Source organism: Parvibaculum sp., from assembly GCF_019635935.1.
In the GTDB taxonomy this organism is placed as follows: Bacteria; Pseudomonadota; Alphaproteobacteria; order Parvibaculales; family Parvibaculaceae; genus Parvibaculum.
Genome location: NZ_JAHBYN010000001.1, coordinates 3,240,322 through 3,260,529 on the forward strand (window position 1 = coordinate 3,240,322; position 20,208 = coordinate 3,260,529).

The 20,208-nt window shown below is 65.2% G+C and carries 21 protein-coding genes and 1 tRNA gene; 18 read left to right on the plus strand and 4 right to left on the minus strand.

Features of this window, described 5'->3' with window-relative positions:
- Window positions 1–5 precede the first annotated feature (5 nt).
- The 13 genes from KF719_RS16010 to KF719_RS16070 all read left to right on the plus strand — a co-directional run bounded on the left by KF719_RS16010 (window position 6) and on the right by KF719_RS16070 (window position 11,468).
- Complete coding sequence (locus tag KF719_RS16010; RefSeq protein WP_293510056.1) at window positions 6–326, plus strand: hypothetical protein; 321 nt, start codon at window positions 6–8, stop codon at window positions 324–326.
- Window positions 327–433: 107 nt separating this feature from the next.
- Window positions 434–934, plus strand: a complete 501-nt coding sequence (locus KF719_RS16015; protein ID WP_293510058.1) for a hypothetical protein — start codon at window positions 434–436, stop codon at window positions 932–934.
- A gap of 152 nt (window positions 935–1,086) precedes the next feature.
- On the plus strand, window positions 1,087–1,290 hold the full coding sequence (locus KF719_RS16020; protein WP_293510060.1) for a hypothetical protein: 204 nt from the start codon (window positions 1,087–1,089) through the stop codon (window positions 1,288–1,290).
- A gap of 27 nt (window positions 1,291–1,317) precedes the next feature.
- On the plus strand, window positions 1,318–5,385 hold the full coding sequence (locus tag KF719_RS16025) for a tape measure protein (protein WP_293510061.1): 4,068 nt from the start codon (window positions 1,318–1,320) through the stop codon (window positions 5,383–5,385).
- 12 nt (window positions 5,386–5,397) lie between these two features.
- Window positions 5,398–5,835, plus strand: a complete 438-nt coding sequence (locus KF719_RS16030; RefSeq protein WP_293510063.1) for a hypothetical protein — start codon at window positions 5,398–5,400, stop codon at window positions 5,833–5,835.
- Window positions 5,836–5,838: 3 nt separating this feature from the next.
- The gene (locus KF719_RS16035) at window positions 5,839–7,962 is read left to right on the plus strand and encodes a hypothetical protein (RefSeq protein WP_293510065.1); all 2,124 of its coding nucleotides are present in this window, start codon (window positions 5,839–5,841) and stop codon (window positions 7,960–7,962) included.
- Window positions 7,962–8,738 carry a hypothetical protein gene (locus tag KF719_RS16040; RefSeq protein WP_293510066.1) on the plus strand — a complete coding sequence of 259 codons (777 nt, stop codon included), beginning with the start codon at window positions 7,962–7,964 and terminating at the stop codon, window positions 8,736–8,738. The genes KF719_RS16035 and KF719_RS16040 overlap by 1 nt, the downstream gene beginning before the upstream one ends.
- The gene (locus KF719_RS16045; RefSeq protein ID WP_293510067.1) at window positions 8,738–9,883 is read left to right on the plus strand and encodes a hypothetical protein; all 1,146 of its coding nucleotides are present in this window, start codon (window positions 8,738–8,740) and stop codon (window positions 9,881–9,883) included. The genes KF719_RS16040 and KF719_RS16045 overlap by 1 nt, the downstream gene beginning before the upstream one ends.
- Window positions 9,880–10,050 (plus strand): hypothetical protein, encoded by a 171-nt coding sequence (locus KF719_RS16050; RefSeq protein ID WP_293510069.1) that lies wholly within the window; start codon window positions 9,880–9,882, stop codon window positions 10,048–10,050. Before KF719_RS16045 ends, KF719_RS16050 begins: the two co-directional genes overlap by 4 nt.
- A gap of 54 nt (window positions 10,051–10,104) precedes the next feature.
- The gene (locus tag KF719_RS16055) at window positions 10,105–10,236 is read left to right on the plus strand and encodes a hypothetical protein (RefSeq protein ID WP_293510070.1); all 132 of its coding nucleotides are present in this window, start codon (window positions 10,105–10,107) and stop codon (window positions 10,234–10,236) included.
- Between the two features lie 32 nt (window positions 10,237–10,268).
- Window positions 10,269–10,565 carry a phage holin family protein gene (locus KF719_RS16060; RefSeq protein ID WP_293510072.1) on the plus strand — a complete coding sequence of 99 codons (297 nt, stop codon included), beginning with the start codon at window positions 10,269–10,271 and terminating at the stop codon, window positions 10,563–10,565.
- On the plus strand, window positions 10,562–11,095 hold the full coding sequence (locus KF719_RS16065; RefSeq protein WP_293510074.1) for a DUF5675 family protein: 534 nt from the start codon (window positions 10,562–10,564) through the stop codon (window positions 11,093–11,095). The genes KF719_RS16060 and KF719_RS16065 overlap by 4 nt, the downstream gene beginning before the upstream one ends.
- Window position 11,096: 1 nt before the next feature.
- Window positions 11,097–11,468, plus strand: a complete 372-nt coding sequence (locus KF719_RS16070; protein WP_293510075.1) for a hypothetical protein — start codon at window positions 11,097–11,099, stop codon at window positions 11,466–11,468.
- Window positions 11,469–11,944: 476 nt separating this feature from the next.
- Here the strand turns inward: KF719_RS16070 and KF719_RS16075 are convergent, their stop codons facing one another.
- The 3 genes from KF719_RS16075 to KF719_RS16085 form a co-directional block, all read right to left on the minus strand.
- The gene (locus tag KF719_RS16075) at window positions 11,945–12,226 is read right to left on the minus strand and encodes a hypothetical protein (RefSeq protein WP_293510076.1); all 282 of its coding nucleotides are present in this window, start codon (window positions 12,224–12,226) and stop codon (window positions 11,945–11,947) included.
- 85 nt (window positions 12,227–12,311) lie between these two features.
- Window positions 12,312–12,387: transfer RNA gene (locus tag KF719_RS16080), tRNA-Val, on the minus strand.
- Between the two features lie 36 nt (window positions 12,388–12,423).
- A complete protein-coding gene (locus tag KF719_RS16085; protein WP_293510078.1) occupies window positions 12,424–13,110 on the minus strand; it encodes an HAD family hydrolase in 687 nt (228 codons plus the stop codon).
- 132 nt (window positions 13,111–13,242) lie between these two features.
- Between KF719_RS16085 and KF719_RS16090 the strand changes: the two genes are divergently transcribed.
- Window positions 13,243–13,734 (plus strand): GNAT family N-acetyltransferase, encoded by a 492-nt coding sequence (locus KF719_RS16090; protein WP_293510080.1) that lies wholly within the window; start codon window positions 13,243–13,245, stop codon window positions 13,732–13,734.
- Window positions 13,735–13,737: 3 nt separating this feature from the next.
- Here the strand turns inward: KF719_RS16090 and KF719_RS16095 are convergent, their stop codons facing one another.
- Window positions 13,738–14,880, minus strand: a complete 1,143-nt coding sequence (locus tag KF719_RS16095) for a M14 family metallopeptidase (protein ID WP_293510082.1) — start codon at window positions 14,878–14,880, stop codon at window positions 13,738–13,740.
- A gap of 97 nt (window positions 14,881–14,977) precedes the next feature.
- Here KF719_RS16095 and KF719_RS16100 point away from each other — a divergent pair, with 97 nt between their 5' ends.
- The 4 genes from KF719_RS16100 to KF719_RS16115 all read left to right on the plus strand — a co-directional run bounded on the left by KF719_RS16100 (window position 14,978) and on the right by KF719_RS16115 (window position 20,097).
- Window positions 14,978–16,438: an NAD-dependent succinate-semialdehyde dehydrogenase gene (locus tag KF719_RS16100; RefSeq protein WP_293510084.1), complete on the plus strand. Its 1,461-nt coding sequence runs from the start codon at window positions 14,978–14,980 to the stop codon at window positions 16,436–16,438.
- Between the two features lie 3 nt (window positions 16,439–16,441).
- Window positions 16,442–17,140 (plus strand): ribose-5-phosphate isomerase RpiA, encoded by a 699-nt coding sequence (rpiA, locus tag KF719_RS16105; RefSeq protein ID WP_293510086.1) that lies wholly within the window; start codon window positions 16,442–16,444, stop codon window positions 17,138–17,140.
- A gap of 25 nt (window positions 17,141–17,165) precedes the next feature.
- A complete protein-coding gene (gene gor, locus KF719_RS16110) occupies window positions 17,166–18,548 on the plus strand; it encodes a glutathione-disulfide reductase (protein WP_293510087.1) in 1,383 nt (460 codons plus the stop codon).
- Window positions 18,549–18,702: 154 nt separating this feature from the next.
- The gene (locus KF719_RS16115; RefSeq protein ID WP_293510089.1) at window positions 18,703–20,097 is read left to right on the plus strand and encodes a class II 3-deoxy-7-phosphoheptulonate synthase; all 1,395 of its coding nucleotides are present in this window, start codon (window positions 18,703–18,705) and stop codon (window positions 20,095–20,097) included.
- Window positions 20,098–20,208: the final 111 nt, after the last annotated feature.

Consider the following 20,208-nt stretch of genomic DNA (forward strand, 5'->3'; position numbering starts at 1 on the left):
AGCCGATGACAGGAAAGACATACGGGCGCGGACGAGGGGCGCAGGTCGAGGGCAGCGCGGAGAAATCGTCTGGGGACTTCGAACCTCTGCCGGAAGTCGGGAGCGAAGAAAACCCCGAGCCGCTGCAGGAGCTCGTCTCCGAGCCGAAGGCAGTTTCGGGGCTTGCCATTAAAGTCTCCGAACTTCAACTGTCCGTCCCCGAGGTGGCCGCTTTGCTCGTCAAGGCGATCACCGATGCGCGCGCCGCCGGTCAGACGGTCCAGATGCCGTTCCGCATCGAAGACCTGGGCCGCATCGCGGTTTCCGACACCGCCAAGACACGCTGACACGATCCGGCCGCCACCGGCACCTCCTCGCTCCGGCGAGTGTTGCGCAGCAGGCGGGAGGCGTGTCGGCGTCTCCCGTCACCCTTTCCGACAGAAGGAAAACGCAGATGAGCGATACCGAAACCACGAACAACGAACCCAAGGACGTGGCCGATCTGGCGCCCGACGAAAAAATCGTCAAAGACTTCGACATCTCGGACATCGAGGCGCCGGACACGGTGGACATGACCGTGATGGCGGGCGAGCGGCGCACCGATTGGGTCTGGACGTTCGCCGGCTACACCCACCCCAAAACGATCGCGCAGCAGGAACGCCTGTCTCGCGACAATCTGGATCGCGAGCGGGCGATCGAAATGGCGCAGGTAAACCGCAAGAAGTGGAAGGGCGACGAGATCACGACCGACCAAGTGCGCGCCCGCACCGTCAACTTCGTGCTGGAGCGTTTGCTCGGGTGGTCGCCGGTCAAGATGAACGGCGAGGACTATCCGTTCAGCATCGAAAATGCCCGAGTGCTACTCAGCGACCGCAAGCGGATATCACTCCTGAACCAGGCCCTCGAGTTTCTGGGTGAAGAGAAGCTTTTTACGACAGGCTCGCCGAAGAACTGAAGGACTTCGCCGAGCACGAATTTTCTCTCGGTGCCACCGACGAAAAGGGTGTCACCGGGAGGGAAACCCTGACGGGCCTTCTCGATCGAGCGGTCAGGGGCGGCAACACAAAGCGGATCGCAGAGCTCGAGGCGGAGCTCTACGGCCCGCCGATGCCGCTGGCCCTTCGCTACATCTGGACGACCTATCACCGCCTTCGCGGCCGTAAGGGAGCCGGTCTCAACGGTGCCGAGCCGATTTCATGGCCCGACATCGATGCGTTTATGCGCATGACCGGCAACCGCCTCGCGCCGTGGGAAATTCAGCTTCTCGAAAGCCTCGACAACATTTTTCTCAGTGCGCTGTCGAAGAAGTGAACCCCTTCATCAGTACCGGGACCGATCATGGAAGACATAGCCCGGCTTGGACTGGAGGTGGTCAGCGGCAGCGTGGTCGAGAGCGAGAAGCATCTCGACCGCATGACGGCGGCTGCTGCCAAGGCGGAGCGCGCCGCGCTTGGTCTCGGCACCGGCTCCCGAAAAGGTGGTGCTGACGCAGAAGCGGCTTTGCTTCGAACGGACCGGGCGGCGCAAAAGGCGGCGGACGGCCTGCAGCGCGCCGAAGGTGCTTCGGACCGGCTGTGGCGTACTGCGACACGGCTGATCGCGGGTCTTTCGGTCGCCGCCGGCATTGCGACCCTTGCGAACTTCGCCGACACCTGGAGCGATCTGAACGCCCGTGTCGGCATCGCCGTTCGAAGCATGCAGATGGCGCCGGAAGTGATGGACCGGCTGCAGGTGATGGCCAGGCGCACATATTCGGCGATCGAGACCACGACGAACGCCTTCATCAACAATTCGACGGCGCTGCGCGAGCTCGGCTACACCACACAGCAGCAGCTCGACTTTACCGAAGCACTGAACAACGCCCTCGTGGTATCGGGTGCAAAAGCCGAACGGGCGACATCGGTCCAGAACGCGCTCTCGAAGGCGATGGCACTCGGCACGCTGCAGGGCGAAAACCTCAACACCGTGATCCAGGTGGGCGGCCGTGTCGCCGAAGCGCTTGCGGACAGCATGGGCACGACCGTCAACCAACTTCGACGGCTCGGCGCCGAGGGCAAGATCACCTCGCGCGACCTGTTCGGCATCACCACGCAGCTCGAAAAACTGCGCGAGGAAGCGGAATCGATGCCCGCGACCATCGCGGACGGCTTCATGTTGCTCCGCAACGCAACCTTGCAACTGGTCGGGGTCTACGATCAGGCCAACGGCCTTTCGGAGAGTTTCGCGATTTCGCTGGTCGCGGTCGCAGACAATCTCGAACTGGTCGCCCGGTTGGCGGTTGTGGCCGGCACGGCGTTGCTCGCCGCGTTCGGTGCGCGTCTCGCCGCCGCGATCGCCGCAAATATCGGCCAGCTTGTTGCGCTTGAGATGGCGCTCGGCGCGACGACCGTGCGGGCGGCCCTTCTCGGTGTCGGGATTAAGCAAATCCAGGCCGCATGGATTGGTATGACGGCCGCCCTCGCTGCAAATCCGCTTGGGGCGCTGCTGATCACCTTCACCGCGTTGGGGACCGCGGCCTACGTCTTCCGCGATCAGATTCGTCCAGTTGCGGAGGAGGCGGCGACGGCTGGGGACTACATGCGTGCAGCATGGGAGGATTTGTCGGACCTCGTGGACGCGACGGCGAGCTCAATCAACTCGGTCGCAACCGAGACCAGTTCGGCCGTCGAAAGGTCGTTGTCGCAGATCGGCGTGCTGTTCGATGCCGCCGAGACTCGCGCCAACTCTCTGGCGACGATCCTGCGGGCTCTACCCGGAATAGGTCCCATCGCCGGAGCGCTTGCGAGCGCGGCGGGTGGATACACAGCATCGTTGAGGTCAAGGGCGAACGAGATCGCCGAGACCCGCGCGACCGTCGAGGGACTGGAAAAAGCATTTGCCGGATTCACTGAGATGGTGAACCAGAATGCCGCCGCGGTCGAGACCTTGACGAAAAAGAAGCAGGACCTGCGTAAGGCGGCGGCAGACCAGCTCGTCGCCATCGAGGCCGAGGTGAAGGGCCTCAAGGCCATCGCAGCCGGCTATGCGCAGACGACCGAAGCCGGCCTTCGCGCGCAGGCCATGCACCAGGCGCGCATGGCGGCGCTCAAGAACGAGTTCGTCAACGTCAAGGCGCTGACCGACGCGCTGATTGAACAGGCCAAAGCAGAACAGAACCTTGCGGCGACCCAGGCTCTCGCCCTTGAAAAGCAGGCGACGGCCATCGCGCAGGCTCGTGCGCAGGCCGCGATGATTTCCGATCCGTCCCTTCGCCGCGCGCGCGAGATCGAAATCGAGCGCATGGAGCATCGCAACCGGCTCGAACGGGAATACGCGCTGACGCTGGAGCGTGTGCCGGAGCTGATGCGCGAATGGGACATGCAGAAGGCCTATGACGAGCAGGCGCGGTTCTGGGACGACGTGCGGAAAAAGGCAGAGGACATTTCCGGCGACATTTCGCAATTCCTCGTTGACGGCTTCGTCAATGCCGAGCGCGGCGGGCAATCGGCGTTCAAGAACTTGTGGGACGGCGCGATGGCCGGCGTCAAGCGCTTCATCGCCAACATGGCGGCCGAGTTTCTGAAAGCCCGGATCATCATGCCGGTGGTTATGTCGGTCGTAGGAGGTGCGGCGGGCGCCTTCGGGATTGCCGGTCCCGGGGGCGGTCTGCCCGGCGTCGCGGCCAATATCGTTCAGGGCGGCGGGGGGATGTTCGGAGGCCTCGGCTCGCTCGGCTCGCTGTTCAGCGGCGGGCTGTCGTCGTCGTTCCTGACCGGCATCGGCCTCGACATCGCGAATTCCGGCATCGGCGCGGCGCTTGGCCTCAGCATGGCGATGCCGAAGGGCGGTTCGATGGTGACGGGGCTCGGCGCCAACTTCGCCGGCGCGCTCGGCAACCTGCCCTATGCAGGCATCGGCGGCCTTCTCGGCGGCATGCTTGGACTCACAAGCGGAAATATGGCAATCGATCTTGGCCTCTCCGCGGCGGGCGGTATCGGCGGCTCCATGCTGGGCGCGACGCTTGGCGCGGCGGGCGGTCCAATCGGTGCCATTGTCGGCGGCCTTGTCGGCAGCCTTGCCTCTTCGCTTTTCGGCGGCAAGCCGTCCAACAAATTCGCAATGACGCAGATCGACACGCGCGGCGGGACGCTCGGCAACCCGATCTTCGATCCGAAGGAGCGCAGCCAGGCGACGATCGATGCCAGCCAGCAAATCGCCGCGGCGTTTCTCGAAGCCGCGCAGGCGCTGCAGAACCTGACCGGCGGCACCGGCCGGGCCGGCGCCTATATCGTCGCCGGCGAGCGCGACGGATTTCAGGCTTATGTCGGCGGTCCGAACGCAAGTTTCGGCAACGCGCAGCAGCGTCAGTTCAGTGACCCGGAAGCGGCGCTGCAATGGATGATCGCCGAATTCGCCAAGGGCATGTGGGGCATCAAGGACCAGGACTACAAGACGATTATCGATCGTGGCAGCAGCGCCGAGGAAATCATCGGCGGCCTCGATTTCGTGACGCAGCTCAAGGCGCTGGTCAAGGAAGGCACCCCGCAAACCGTGTCCGATATGTTCGAGGCGGTTCGGGAAAAATGGAACGCGCTGATTGCCACGGCCGCCGAGCTCGGCGTTTCGACGGACGCCGCCATCGCGGCGCGCCGCCGGGAGATCGAGGCCATCGAGGCGCAGCGTCAGGCTCAGCGGCAGTCGTTCAACCAGGGCCTGCGCCTGCGCGAAATGGCGCTCGATGGAAACGACCGCGGCGCGCTGCGCCTGACGCTCAATATCGAACGCAACGCGCAACTCGCGGCGGCGCAGGAACTGGTCGACCAGCAGATTTTGACGGCGAAACAGTTCAACCGCCTCTCGGGAATTCTCGACAAGGAAATCATCAAGTCGCTGTCGGATTTCGACGCGGCGGTGAAGGCCTCGGCGCAGGCCGCGAACGACAACGAGGCCCGGTTCCGTCTCGGCTTCTATCAGGAGAGCATCGCGGCCGGTTCGAACATCCTCCAGTTCCTCGACCGGCAGGCGCTTTCGGATGCGTCGTCTCTGTCGCCGCTGCGGAAGTTCGAGGAATCGCAGCGTCAATACGAGGCGGCGCGGGCATCCGCTCTGTCGGCGATCGAAGGCGGCGAGCTTGTCGATACCGGACGGCTGACATCCTCGGCACAGACATTCCTCGCGTCCGTTTTCGAACGCTATGCCTCGACGCCGATGGCGGCGCAATTCGAGCAGACCGTGCGCGGCGACCTCGCGGCGCTCGGCAGCGAACTCACCTCCGATCGCTACGTGATGGAACGTATCGACGCATCGGTTCGCGCAACCGGCAGCGAGAACGTCAAGGCGCTGGAGGAAGGGTTCGAGAAACTCAAGGAAGTCAACGAACGGCTTTTGCGCGAATTCACCCTGCTGCGCGAGCAGATAGCAGCCTAGGAGCGATCGATCATGTCGGCATACGAACCCACCAGCTTCCGCATCGAGATCTTGCAGGGCATCCACGATTTCGACGAAGACACCTTCATGCTGGCGCTCTACACCAGCGCGGCGTCGTTCAGCGTCGCGTCGACGGTCTATTCGACATCGAACGAAGTCTCGGGGACCGGCTATACCGCCGGCGGCAAGGAGGCCGCGGTGACCGGCCCGGCCGTCGAAGGCGGCGAGGGCGACCTCCGAACGGTGTTTATCGACTTCGACGATGTCGTCTGGGAGGGCTCGACGCTGACCGCGCGCTATGCGGTGCTCTACAACGCCTCGAAATCCAATCGCATCGTCGGCATCTTCGACTTCGAGGCTGACCGCTCGTCCGATGGCGGCCCGTTCCGCGTCGCGCCGCCGGCGCCGGATGCGGCCAACGCCGTGTTGCGGCTGCAAGACCCGGCCTAACCGATGTCCATCGGTTCCGGCGCCATTGGCGAAACAGCCATTGGCGAAACCCTGGCTTTCGGCGGCGTCACGGTGCTGCTCGACAGCATCGTCATCGTGCTGGCGCTTACGCCGGCTGTGGCGACCGGCGGCGCCGATGTCGGGCTCGACGGGATTGCGATCGAACTCGCCGCCTCTTCGCCCGCCGCGACGGGCGGCGCCGATGTCGGGCTCGACGGGATCGGCATTGAGGTTGCGGCAGGCAGCGCGGTCGCGACGGGCGGCGCCGATGTCGCGCTTGACGGCATTGCGATCGGGGTGGAAGCGGCGAGCGTCACGGTCACCGGCGGCGCGCTGGTGGCGTTGAGCGGCATTGCCATCGACATGGCGACCGGCGATGTCGTCGCCTCCGGCGGTACGGACGTGCCGCTTGACGGCATCGCGATCGCGCTCCGGCTCAACAGCGTCGACGTCATCACCGTGACGCCGGGATTTTTCGATCTGGTGCGCCGCGCGGACGGCGCCGGACAATATCTGGTCGAGGTGGCGATGCTGCCGGCCGGGGCGGCGACGATCACGGCGGGCGGCACGCCGGGAGCGGTGGGCGAACTGGCGCTGGGCGAAAGCGGCGAAGGCGCGGGTCTCGATTTCGGCGAGACGTTGCACCAGCTTTCGGATCGCGAATGGGTCGGCGCGCCGGACGACAGCCAGAAGCCGAACATCTGGTACGACGCCCGCGTCAAGACGCCGCTGGTGCTCGAGCGCGCCGTGCCGCTGCAGCCCGAGGAACCGCGCCGCGCGGCGCGTCAATACGGGTTCATCGAGATCGAGAACCGCGACGGCGGCTGGGACGGCGTCGTCAACGCCAATACGATCGACGGACGCGAGATCAGGGTGCTTTACGGGCCCTATATGGCGCCGTATCGCGATTTCCACCCGATCGGGAATGTGCTCGGCGACCGCTTCGAGGCCTCGGCGCAGAGCGTCCGGATCATGGTGCGCGACCGCGCGCTGCCGCTCGACCGGGTGCTGCAGAAGGAAACCTATGGCGGCACCGGCGGGGCGGACGGCACGGCGGAAATGACCGGCAAGCACAAGCCGCTCGCGCTCGGCTGCCCTTTCAATGTCTCCCCGCCGTTGATCGAACCGTTCCTGCTGATCTATCAGTGGCACTACCGGTCGGCCGAAGGCGTGAGTGCGGTTTACGACCGCGGGCTTGCACTGACGCGCGACACGTCGATCGGCAGCGCGGGCGATGTCGCGGATTACACGGCGCTGGCTGCCGCCGACATCGCGGCCGGGCATTTCATCACCTGCCGGGCGCTCGGTCTCTTCCGCCTCGGGTCTTCGCCCACCGGCGCGATCACGGCCGATGTCAAGGGCGACCGTCTTTCCGGCGTCTTCACGGATACAGTTTCGGGCGTCGCCTGGCGGCTCGCGACATCGATCGGCGATATCAATCCGGCGCGCGCCAACAAGCCGAGCTTCGACACCCTGCCAGCCTATCGCTGCGGCGTCTGGCTTTCGACCGAGGATGCGGCGCGCAAGACCGGCGCGGAAGTGCTGGGCGAGGTTCTGGGCTCGGTCGGCGCCTATTGGGATGTGAGCCAGGCCGGGTTTGTTCGCGCGTTTCGTCATGCCGCCCCACAGACACAGGGCGCGCAGCACTGGATCGACCCGGCCGACATCATCAATGTCGAGCCCGAGCCTTCGCCGCCGATCCGCTACCGCAACCCGGTCGGCTTCGCGCGCAACTGGACGTTGCAGCGCGGCTCGGAGATTTCGAGCGATGTATCCGACGACCGGCGGCAGGTGCTCGCCGATCCGCAACGCGTCGCCGGCAAGGCGGTCGAGAATCTCGCGATCCTGACCGCCCAGCCCGAGGCTTTCAACCCGCCGGTCTGGCCGTCGCTGCTGATCGATGAGGCGGACGCCGATGCCGTGGCGGCGGACGGGATGGCGCTGCACGGCACACCGAGGCGCCGCTACCGCGTGACCTTGCCGCGTGTGGGCTACCTGATCGATCTCAGCGAGGTCGTCAGTCTTTCGTGGCCCCGTCACGGCCTTGGCCAGCGCCGCAACTGGCGGGTGCTCGGCATTCGCAACGACGCCGATCGCGACACGATCGTCATAAGGGTGTGGGGCTGATGGGCAATCTGATCCTGAGCTGGATCAATCATGTGCGCGATCCGGCGGCCGTGCTGTCGGCGTCGGTGGCGGCCGGCAACATGCCGGTGCAGAACCTTGCCGATCCGCGTGTCGGCAAGCGCTGGCGCAGCCTCGACATGAACGCCTGGGGGCAGGGCACGCTTCCCGGCGACGAGGAGGCGGGGGTTTTTGCGCTGCGGTTTCCGCGCGACACGCCGCTGGCGGGCGGCACCGTGAGACATCTGCTCGATGCAAGCGCCGAGCTCGGCGGCAGCGGCGCGCTGCATGACAGCGGCGCGGTGCCGCTGGGGCTCGCGCCCGGCCACGGCTACCACGTCTACATGCCCGGAGAGGAGGTGACGTTTCGCAACTGGCGTTTTCAATACGGCGCCTCCGGCGTGGCGGCGCTCGACACCGGGCTTGCCTGGGCCGGGCCGGTCTGGTCGCCGCGCATCAATTATTCCTACGACCCCGCCGACTGGTGGGAAGACCTCTCGACCGGCTCGGAGGGCGCGCGCAGCGGCGCCGACTGGTGGGACGAGGGCCCGCGCCGCCGTCGCGTGGCCTTCGCGCTTGAACGGCTCGATGCCGAAGAAGCCGAGGCGATGATGGATCTGTCGCGGCTGGCCGGCGTCAGCCGTCAGGTGTTGGCGATCCTCGATCCCGAGAACAAGCCGCGCAAGACCATCATCGGCACGCTGACGGAATCCTCGCCCGTGCGGCATCCGCAATTCGGCGTCCACACAAAAGTCTTCGAGATCAAGGAATCGCTGTGATGAAAACTTTCGCCGACATGATCAAGATGACGACGACGACGGAGGGGACCGGCGCGATCACGCTCGGCTCGACCGTTCCGGGATTTCGCAATGGCGACATCCTCGACGGCAAGACCGGGACATGGATGGTGGAGGTCAATCCGGCCGCGCCGACCGATTGGGAGATTTTCGAGGGCGAGCTGACGGCCGGCGATCCGTCGACGATCTCGCGCGGAAAACTCATTTCATCCTCGACCGGCAGCCGGGTCAGCTTCGCGCCGGGCGACAAGATCGTGAAGTTGATCGCGTCGCAGGACATCTACAACACCGTGGCGGAAACCGCCGACAGCAACCGTGCGACCGGCGGGTCGGCGGGCGCCTATACGTTTCAGTCGAACCGCGCCGGCACGCCCTATGAAGGGCTGACCTTCGAGGCGACGGTCAATCACGCCTCGCCGGAGGGCGGCTCGACGCTGGAATGGAACGGCGGCTCGGCCGACGACCTTCTTGACGAAGCCGGCGACGCACTGGGCGAGAACGATCTCGTCGTCGGTCCGCGCTACAGATGGCGGTTCGACGGTGAGGCATGGCGGGTCGGGCTTGTTTACACGTCCGCCGACAAGGCAGCACTGGCCGACAAGGCCGACACCTCGGCCGTGACCGCCGCCCTCAACGACAAGATGGACGACCCTGATGCCAACGGGTTTGTTTCCCGCACCGGTGCAAACGGCGCGTCGGCGGCGCGGACGATCCAGGGTGTGTTCGGGCAGACACTGGCTTCGAACGGCGATGGCGTATCGGGCAACCCGGCAATCGGGCTTCTCGCATTTTCGCTGTCCATCGCCGACGACGCGGCCGTGGAGGTCGATCTCGGCGCGAATTTCGTCGGCGACATCGATTTGATCACCCGCGCCGCCGCGACGATCCGGCCGACGACCTATTACGCCCGGCTGCATTCGACCGGTAGCCGGAGCATCGACGTGAAAAGCGCGGTCGGCGGGCTCGGCACGGCACCGACGCTGTTGACTGACACCGAGCTCACCGGCACGACCGGCGCGGACGGTCTGTTCACGCTTTCCGCCCGGTCGCTGGGGCGGCTCGGTCTTCAAAACCGCACCGATGCGTTGCGCACGCTGGTGCTCATTTTCAGGGGAGCAAACATATGACGACACCTGTACGGACGGCACAGCCTTTTACCGATCCGCGCCTGAAAGGCAATGTGTGGACGGTTTTCGAGGGCGAAAAATTCCTCGGCAATTTCGCCCTTCGCGAAGGCGACGGCGCTGAAGAGGCAATCGCCATGTCGTATGAGGCCGAGACCGCCGGGGAATGAGCGAGGCGCGCCGCCCGAAGACTTCACCGATGACAGCCATTGGCCGGAGGTTCCATGAAATCGCAAATTGAAAGAGCGCGGGCGGCGTGGCGGCGTCACCCTTGCGTGCAGGACCATACGTGGCGCTGGGGGATACTGGCGCTGCTGCTGATCGGATTGATGCTGATGAACGGGGGCGGCCGATGATCGTGCGGCATGGGGAACAGGCGGTTGTCACTGTGACGGCCGGGATCTGGGCGGTTCTGGATTCGGCGCTGTTCGCCGCGGGTCTCGGCCGGATGATCTGGCATGTGCGGCTTTGCCAGAAAGGCGAGCGGCGATTTTTCGGGCTCGAACTGCTGGCCGAGGTGCCGGGCGTGCTGGTGGGCTTCATCGCCGGCATGGCGATTGCGGCCTATCTGGGCCTCGACGGCCGCGCGGCGCAGGGGCTGGTGCTGATCGTCAGCTATCTGGGCCCGGACGGCTTTCAGGCGCTGCTCGACAAATATCTCAGCGGGCGGAGGAAAGGCGAATGAGCGAGATCACTTTCGCGCTCGACCGGCTGGAACATGACGGGCTGGCGACGCGGGGCGAACTCTCCGTCGGCGGCCGGCTCTTGTGCCTGACGCTGGAGGATCGCTTCCGCGCCGCGCCGAAAGTGCCGGGCGAGACGCGCATCCCGGCCGGGCTCTACCGGCTGGAACTGAAACCCATCGGGACATCGCGCTTCGATGCGCAGGCGGCGCGGATCATGGCGAAGGCCGGCGGCGATCATCTTGGCATGGTGCGGCTGATGGCGGTGCCGAATTTCTCCGAGATCCTCATTCACTGGGGGAATTATCACACGAATTCCGAGGGCTGCATCCTGACCGGGCGCGGCAAGATGACGGGGCCGGACGGGGCTCTGGCGGTGTCGGCGTCGCAGGACGCCTATGCGGCGGTCTATCCGGTGCTGGCGCGCGCCGCGCATGCGGCGGGGCCGGGGGCGTGGCTGCGGATTGCCGACAATGACGGGACGGGTGCGAAGAAGTCACCGCTGCCGCTGGCGCGGCCGGGAGGGAACTGAGATGCCGAATGTCGCGACGATCATCATCGGGCTGGCGCTGTTCGGCGGCGGCTTCTGGGCCGCATGGGACTGGCGGGCGGCAAAATGCGACGCGCAAATCGCGGGACTGGTCGAGGCGTCGCAGAAAAGCAAGGACGCCGAAGCCGAGAAGGCGCATGGCGCCGCGACCGAACTCGAAAAGGAGAGCGCCGATGCCGAAATCGTCTATCGGGAGATCACGGTCGAGGTCGACCGGATTGTTGAAAGGCCTGTCTATCGCGATCGCTGTTTCGACGATGACGGGTTGCGCGCCGCAAACCGCGCTCTTGCCGGACCGCGCGCTGCTGCCGCCGAACCTGACCGCCCCGTGCCCAGACCTGACGCCGCTCCCTGACGCCACGGGCGCGGCCGTGCTGCGCAAGCTCGGCGAAGTGGCGGAAGCCTATTACGCCTGCCAGCGGCGACACGCGGCGCTGACCAAGGCGGTGACGCCCGACTGAATCGGCCCCCGTCCAGGCCGATGGCGCCGCCTCTAGCCGGCGCTTTCATGGACGTTTCCTCCCTGAACTTGCCCCGCCTCCAGAAATGGAGTGCGGGGCTTTTTTCTTTTCAGCCGCGTGCTATAATGGCGATGCTGCATGTGGCGGAATTGATAGACGCTGAAAGCCAATAGGCGAAGTCGGGGACGCGGCACTGACGAGTCGCAATGTTCTATGTCCGGCGTATTCCGGGTTTGAGTCCCGGCCCGCAGCACAGCCCCGCAAGGCGATCGATTCGTTGCAGCGGGACGTGGCAACAGACCGAGACGGCGGGCTCCTACCCCCTCCGGATCATTTAAGGCCCCGCCCGGGAAACCGGAGCGGGGCTTTTTTATTGCGCGGCCGGAAACGGCTCCGGCCCATGGCTGCCCATGTTCGACGGCGCTCGGATCGAGCTGTTGCGGCGGCCGCATCTGGCGCATCGGAAGCGCGTCAGCAGCCATTGGCGCGGCGCGTCCGGGCCCCAGCGGATGACGAGCGGCACCAGCGCAACGGCCGTGTGGCGGCCACAGCCGATCGTCTCGCAGTAAAGCCGGACCCAGCGCGGCTCGGCGCGGGCGAGCTGGCCGATGGTGTCGATCGGGGCGTCATTCGGGAAGTGGGGCCGGGGCATCGGTTTCTGTGGCCTTTCCTGTGGCAACGATCACGCCGGCGGATCACGAGGAACAGATAAATAACTGATATATAAGGAATATATATGGTGGACGGTACTGGACTCGAACCAGTGACCCCTGCGATGTGAACACAGTGCTCTACCAACTGAGCTAACCGTCCGGAAGAGCCCGTCTATAGGGCGGCAGCTTTGACCGGTCAAGCCCGGCCGAAATGTCCCGGCAACAGCGTCGCCAGCGCTGCCGGAAACGCGTCGAAATGGTCGATGACCAGGTCGGCGCCGAGTTCGGCCACCGGCACCCGCGTATAGCCGAAGCTGACGCAGATCGAGGGAATACGCGCATTTTTAGCGGCCTCGACGTCGGCGTCGGAGTCGCCCACCATCACCGAATGGCCGGCATCGCCGTCGAGCCGGCGGATCGCCTCGAACAGATGTTCGGGATCGGGCTTCTTGACCGGCAGCGTGTCGCCGCCGATCACCACCGGGAAATAGCGGTCGATGCCGAGCATCTCCAGCAATTGCCGCGACAGCTGTTCGGGCTTGTTGGTGCAGACGCCAAGCAGCGCTTCCCGCTCGGCAAGCCAGTCGAGCTGGTCGCGCACCCCCGGCCAGAGCTTCGTGTGGTCGGCGATATGCTTGCTGTAATAGTCGATGAATTCGTTGAAGCTCCGGTCGAGTTGCGCCTGGTCGGCCGGCGCGCCCGTTTCGCGGAAGCCGCGCTCCAGCAGCAGCCGCGCCCCGCCGCCCACCAGATGCCGCACCCGCTCCTGCGGCACGCGCGCGCGCCCATGCATCTCCAGAATGACGTTCATCGTCTCGCAGAGATCGAGCGCGGTGTCGGCCAGCGTACCGTCGAGATCGAAAAGCAGGGTGGGGCGGGGCATGTTCATCCGGGCAAGTTGCGGCCCGGTCTGTCTCGCATGGGCCTTAGGCGCTGGCAAGTCTCCCGGTGCCACGGGTCGCGACAGGTCCATTTCGCCATCGGCAGGGGGCCGTTTTTGCGGCATGATGGCGCCATGAATGTGCTGACCCGATACCGGATGCGGATGGCCCGGCCTGGCGCCGACGAGGAGACGATCGCGCGTCTGAAGGTCGCCTGCTGGCGCGAGGCCTATCCGGGCATCCTGCCGCAACCGGTCCTCGACGGGCTCGATGTCGTCCGTTCGACGGCCGAATGGCGCCGCGCGCTCGGCGAAGGTATCGCCTGGATCGCCGAACAATCGGGCGCACCCGTCGGTTTCGGTCATATGCGCGATGCCGAGGTAACGACGCTTTATGTGAGGCGGCAGGACCACGGGCACGGGCTCGGCCGTGAATTGCTGACGCATCTCTTCGATGAGATCGGATGTCTCGGCCACCGTGCGGCGCATCTCTGGGTGCTGGAGGAAAATCCGAAGGCGCGCCATTTCTACGAACGCATGGGCGGCCGCCTCGCTGCCCGCCGTCCCGTCGGCTTCGCCCGCTATCCGCGCATCACAGAAGTGCGCTACGACTTCGCGCTGGACTGACGCTCAATCCGCTGCGCGCAATCCTTCGCGTTCCCATCGTCCGAGCCCGGCCAGCGTCGTCTCGTAGCAGGCGAGTGCGTTGGCGACGACGTTCTCCTGCCAGGATTGCCGGCGCGGCGCGTAATCGTCGCGGATTTCCTCGAAATAGCCCGGCGCTTCCGGTGCATCGAAGCCGCCCACGAAGCGCAGCCAGCGTTCGAGCATCGGCACGCGCATTGCCTTCGCCGCATTGCCTTTCGTTTGCGCCGAACGAAATTCGATGACGGCGCCGGCAAATTCGGCCCTTGGCCCGAGTTGCGCCTCAAGCCCCCAGAACATGATACCGCGCCGCGTCGGCCGCTTCGACCCCCACATCGTGTCGACGGTCTTGGGGTCCAGCGCCTCGCGCCCCCACCACGAGGCAGCGCGCGAAAAACCTGAACCCCTGGGGTCCGAAAAACAAAGATGGATCAGCTCCCCGTCGCCCGCCGGCCCCGAATGCCAGTCAATGAAGCCGACGCGATGCGCGCGTGGCAGCGCCTCGCGCACAATGCGCCGCATCGTCAGGTTCGACCATTCAGGCGCCAGCCCGCCGAAATGATAGCCGTCGGGATGCGTGTACTGCCCGCGGCTGATCGCGTCTTCGAGCGCCCATTGTCCGTGCCGTTCGATGAAGCGCGCGCCCGCCACCAGCATTTTCTGGATGGCCGCGTCGTCGATCCGCTCGGGGCAAAGCAACGGATGCAACTCGTCGTAAAATGGATTTTCGGGATGCGGCGCGTTGTGATCGAGAAAATTGCGGTTGAGATCGACATTGTTCTCGGTGCCGCGCAACCCCCAGGCGAAGCCGAACGGATTGACGGCATGCACCATCAGCACCGCGACGCCGTGTGGCAGCCGCGCGGGCCCGCCATCGCCGATCCAGGCAAGCTGCGCCGCCGATCCGCCATAGCCCTCCGCGCCGTGTGTGCCGCAAGTATTGAGCAACACCGTTCCGGCATCCGCAGGTCCGAACCACGCGGTATCGGTGAAAAGCCGTGTATCGCCGGGTCCGCGCGCCGGCATGTTCTCATAAGTCGCAATGCGCCCGCCCGCCGCATCCGCCGCCGTCAGAAAGCGCGCGCGGGCTTCGGCGTAAGTCTCTGAAAAGAATGCGGTAGCCTTCATGCGCTGGGGTCTTTTCCGGCCTCTTTCCGGCACCGGGCCGGAGTGCTAACAAGGGGGCAGGATACAGACCGCCGCCGGTTATTCCAAAGGACTTCTTATGACGCTTGCCGATCGCCTCAAGGACAAAACCCTGCTGAAAAGCCGTTGTTATATCGACGGAAAATGGGTGGGCGACAAGGCGCCGCAGATCGCCGTGACCGACCCGGCGACGGGCGAGACGATCGTGACGGTGCCCTCGCTCGGCGAGGCCGAGACGCGCAGCGCCCTCGAAGCCGCGGCGCGCGCGCAAAAGGCGTGGGCCGCACGTCCGGCGAAAGAGCGCGCGGCCATACTCCGGCGCTGGTTCGATCTGATGATGCAGAACCAGGACGATCTCGGCGCGATCCTGACGGCCGAGCAGGGCAAGCCGCTCGCCGAGGCCAAGGGCGAAATCGCCTATGCCGCCGCTTTCATCGAGTTTTATGCGGAGGAAGCCAAACGCGTTTACGGCTCGATCGTGCCGGCGCCGACGTCCGACCGTCGCATCGTCGTGCTGAAACAGCCCATCGGCGTTTGCGCCGCCATCACACCGTGGAATTTTCCGGCCGCCATGATCACGCGCAAGGCCGCGCCGGCGCTCGCCGCCGGTTGCGCGATGGTGGTGAAGCCGGCCACCGCAACGCCGCTCTCGGCCTTTGCGTTGGCAGAGCTTGCCGAACGCGCCGGTCTGCCCGCCGGATTGCTGAGTGTTCTCACCGGAAAGGCCGGCGCCATCGGCGGCGAAATGACGTCGAGCCCGCTCGTCCGCAAACTGACCTTCACCGGCTCCACCGAAATCGGCAAGGAGCTGATGAAGCAGGCGGCCTCCACCGTCAAGAAGGTCTCGCTCGAACTCGGCGGCAACGCACCCTTCATCGTTTTCGACGATGCCGACATCGACGCGGCGGTCGAAGGCGCGGTCGCCTCGAAATACCGCAACACCGGCCAGACCTGCATCTGCACCAACCGTTTCCTCGTTCAATCCGCGGTGCATGGCGAATTCGTCGACAAGCTGGCGGCGAAGGTCGCGCAACTGAAAGTCGGTTCCGGCTTCGATGATGGCGTCGTGCAGGGCCCGCTGATCGACATGGCCGCGGTCGAGAAGGTCGAGGAGCATGTGGCGGACGCGATCGCCGGCGGTGCGACGGTCCGCGCCGGCGGCAAGCGCCACGCGAGAGGCGGTTCCTTCTTCGAGCCGACGGTCATTTCGGGGATGACGCAGAAAATGAAGGCCGCGCGCGAGGAAACCTTCGGCCCCCTTGCCCCGGTCTTCCGCTTCGACACCGAGGATGAAGCGATCGCGCTCGCCAACGACACGCCCTTCGGCCTCGCATCCTATTTCTACAGCCGCGACATTGGCCGTGTCTGGCGTGTCGCCGAGGCGCTCGAATGCGGGCTTGTCGGCGTCAATGCCGGGTTGATCTCGACCGAAGTTGCGCCCTTTGGCGGCTACAAGGAATCCGGGCTTGGCCGCGAAGGCGGGCCCTGGGGTCTCGAGGAATTTCTTGAAATCAAATATGTCGCAATGGCGGGGCTCTGACGCATGAATGCCGACGAACAGAAGAAGGCGGCGGCCGTCCGCGCGCTGGATTTCATCGAGCCCGGCATGAAGCTCGGTCTCGGCACCGGCTCGACCGCCGAGCATTTCGTCCGCGCACTCGGCGCGCGCGTCAAGGAAGGTCTTGAAATTGTCGGCGTACCGACATCGGAACGCACCGGCAAGCTCGCCGAAAGTCTCGGCATCCCGTTGACCAATCTCGACGACACGCCGCATCTCGACATCACCGTCGACGGCGCCGACGAACTCGACATCGAGTTGCGGCTCATCAAGGGCGGCGGCGGCGCGCTGCTGCGCGAGAAGATCGTCGCGACGGCGTCCGACCGCATGATCGTCATTGCCGATGCGTCGAAACTCGTGAAGACGCTCGGCGCCTTTCCACTGCCGGTTGAGGTGGTGCCCTTCGGCGCCCCGGTCACCGCGCGCAAGATCGCCGAAGTGGCGGGCGCGCTCGGCTGCACCGGCAAGATGTCGCGCCGTGCCGACGACTACGGCGAGCCCTATTTCACCGACAATGGCAACTTCATCTATGACTGCGCTTTCGGAGCGATCCCCGATGCGGACGCGCTGGCGCCCGCGCTGAACCGCATTCCGGGCGTCGTCGACAATGGATTGTTCGTCGGCATCGCGTCGCTGGCCATTGTAGGAACGCCGTCGGGCACCGATATCATCGAAAAGAAATAGGTCAGCAGCGACCGGAGCCGGAGCCATGCCCAAATACGACTACGACCTTTTCGTCATCGGCGCCGGCTCGGGTGGCGTGCGCGCGGCGCGCATCGCGGCGAGTTACGGCGCGAAGGTCGCCGTCGCCGAGGAATATCGCGTCGGCGGCACTTGCGTCATCAGGGGCTGTGTGCCGAAAAAGCTGCTGGTCTACGCAAGTCATTTCGCCGAGGAATTCGAGGAGGCGGCGGGCTTCGGCTGGACGGTTGGCGAAACCTCCTTCGACTGGAAGACCCTTGTTGCGAACAAGGACAAGGAAATCGACCGCCTGAATGGCATCTATATCCGCAACCTTCAAAACGCCGGCGTCGAAATCATCGAGAGCCGTGCAACCCTTGCGGACGCGCACACGGTCCTTCTTGCCGGAACCGGCAAGAAGGTCACCGCCGAGCGCATATTGATCGCGGTCGGCGCAACGCCATTCCTGCCCGATCTGCCGGGCATCGAACACGCGATCACCTCGAACGAGGCGTTCCATCTGGAAGAATTGCCCAGGCGCGTTGTTGTCGTGGGCGGCGGATATATCGCGGTCGAGTTCACCGGCATTTTCAACGGTCTCGGCGCCGCGACCACGCAGCTCTATCGCGGTCCGCTGTTCATGCGTGGATTCGACGACGACCTGCGCGCGCTTCTCGCCGAAGAAATGACGAAAAAGGGTGTCGATCTGCGGATGAATGCCGACATCGCCGCCATCGAAAAGAAGGGCGGCGAACTTTGTCTGACGCTCGCCAATGGCGATGTCGTGAAGACGGACATTGTCATGTATGCGACCGGGCGCGTGCCGAACACAAAGGGCCTCGGTCTGGAATCCGTCGGTGTGAAGCTCGGCAAGTCGGGCGAGATTGTCGTCGACGGTTATTCGCAATCCTCCGTTCCGGGCATCTATGCCGTCGGCGACGTAACCGACCGTGCCAATCTCACCCCGGTGGCGATCCGCGAGGGCCACGCCTTCGCCGACACCGTTTATGGCGGCAGGGATGTAAAGGTCGATCATTCGATCATCCCGACAGCGGTCTTCTCTCAGCCGGAGTTGGGAACCGTCGGCCTCACCGAAGCCGATGCCCGCGCCCGCGACCCGGAAATCGACATCTACAAGACCGCCTTCCGCGCCATGAAGAGCACGCTCTCGGGTTCGCAGGAACGCAGCTTCATGAAGCTCGTGGTCGATGCGAAGACGGACAAGGTGCTCGGCGTCCATCTGATGGGCCCCGCCTCCGGCGAACTGATACAGGCCATCGGCATCGCCGTCACGATGGGCGCCACCAAGGCCCAGTTCGACGCCACAATTGCCGTCCACCCCACGGCGGCGGAGGAGCTGGTGACGCTCCGGGACAAGTGGCAGCCGCCCGCGCAACAGGCGGCCGATTAACCGCATTTCCTTGTCCTCAAGCGCGATCAAGGGCTTAGGCTTCCCTTTAGAGCCCTTGTGGCCTATAACTCGGCCTTCCATATGAGGAGCGTGCGGCGCCGCCGGGCATCTGGCCCGAAGCCCGCGCGCTTTCTTTCGTTTCGGAGTGACGACGATGGCGGAGACCTGGAAACCGGAGAGCTGGCGTGCCAAGCCCGCAAAGCATCTCCCGAGCTACCCGGATGCGGCGGCCCTGGCCGCTGTCGAAGAGCGCCTGCGCTCCTATCCGCCGCTCGTTTTTGCAGGCGAGGCCCGCAAGCTGAAGGCAGAACTCGCCGAGGTCTGCGAGGGCCGTGCATTCCTGCTTCAGGGCGGCGACTGCGCCGAGAGCTTCGCCGAATTCTCCGCCGACAATATCCGCGACACGTTCCGTGTGCTGCTGCAGATGGCGGTTGTGCTGACCTTCGCCGCCTCCTCGCCGGTTGTGAAGGTCGGGCGCATTGCGGGCCAGTTCGCCAAGCCCCGTTCCTCGCCCACCGAGACCATCGACGGCGTGACGCTGCCGTCCTATCTCGGCGACAACATCAACGGCATCGAGTTCGACGAGAAGGCCCGCGTGCCCGATCCCGACAGGCTTCTGCGTGCCTATTCGCAATCGGCCTCGACGCTGAACCTCATTCGCGCTTTCGCGCAGGGCGGCTATGCCGATCTCGATTTCGTGCATCGCTGGAACCTCGGCTTCGTCGCCGATGGGTCCGAGGGCGCGCGCTACGAGGAGCTGGCCAACCGCATCACCGAGGCGCTCGACTTCATGCGCGCCTGCGGCATCGACAGCGCCACCCAGCCGCAGCTCCACACGACGGAGTTCTATACCAGCCACGAGGCGCTGCTGCTCGGCTACGAGCAGGCGATGACGCGCATCGATAGCACGACCGGCGAATGGTACGACACCTCGGCCCACATGCTCTGGATCGGCGACCGCACGCGCCAACCCGATCACGGCCATGTCGAGTTCCTGCGCGGCGTGAAGAACCCCATCGGCATGAAATGCGGTCCTTCGCTCGATCCCGAGGAACTGATCCGTCTGACCGACATCCTCAACCCGAAGAACGAGCCGGGCCGGCTGACGCTGATTTGCCGCTTCGGCGCCGAGAATGTCGAGAAGCACCTGCCGCAGCTCATTCGCACCATCGAGCGCGAGGGCAAGAAGGTCGTCTGGTCCTGCGACCCGATGCACGGCAACACGATCAAGGCGTCGTCGGGCTACAAGACGCGGCCGGTGGATCGCATCCTCGCCGAGGTGCAGGCCTTCATGGCTGTCCACCGCGCCGAGGGCACGCATGCCGGCGGCGTTCATTTCGAAATGACCGGCCAGAACGTCACCGAATGCATCGGCGGCGCGCAGGCAATTTCCGAGACCGAGCTCGGCGACCGCTACCACACGCATTGCGACCCGCGCCTCAATGCCAGCCAGTCGCTGGAACTCTCCTTTCTGATCGCCGAAGGGCTGAAGAAGGAACGCGTGGAAAATGCGCGCACCCAGCCCGCCACCGCGCTCGGTGCCTGGTAGGAGCGTTTCCAGGCCAAGTGGATGCTGGTTGGCCGTCCGGAAACGCGACCGGACAAAACCCCGTACACAGATGAATATGTAGAAGGCCCGGCAAGTCCGGGCCTTTTTCTT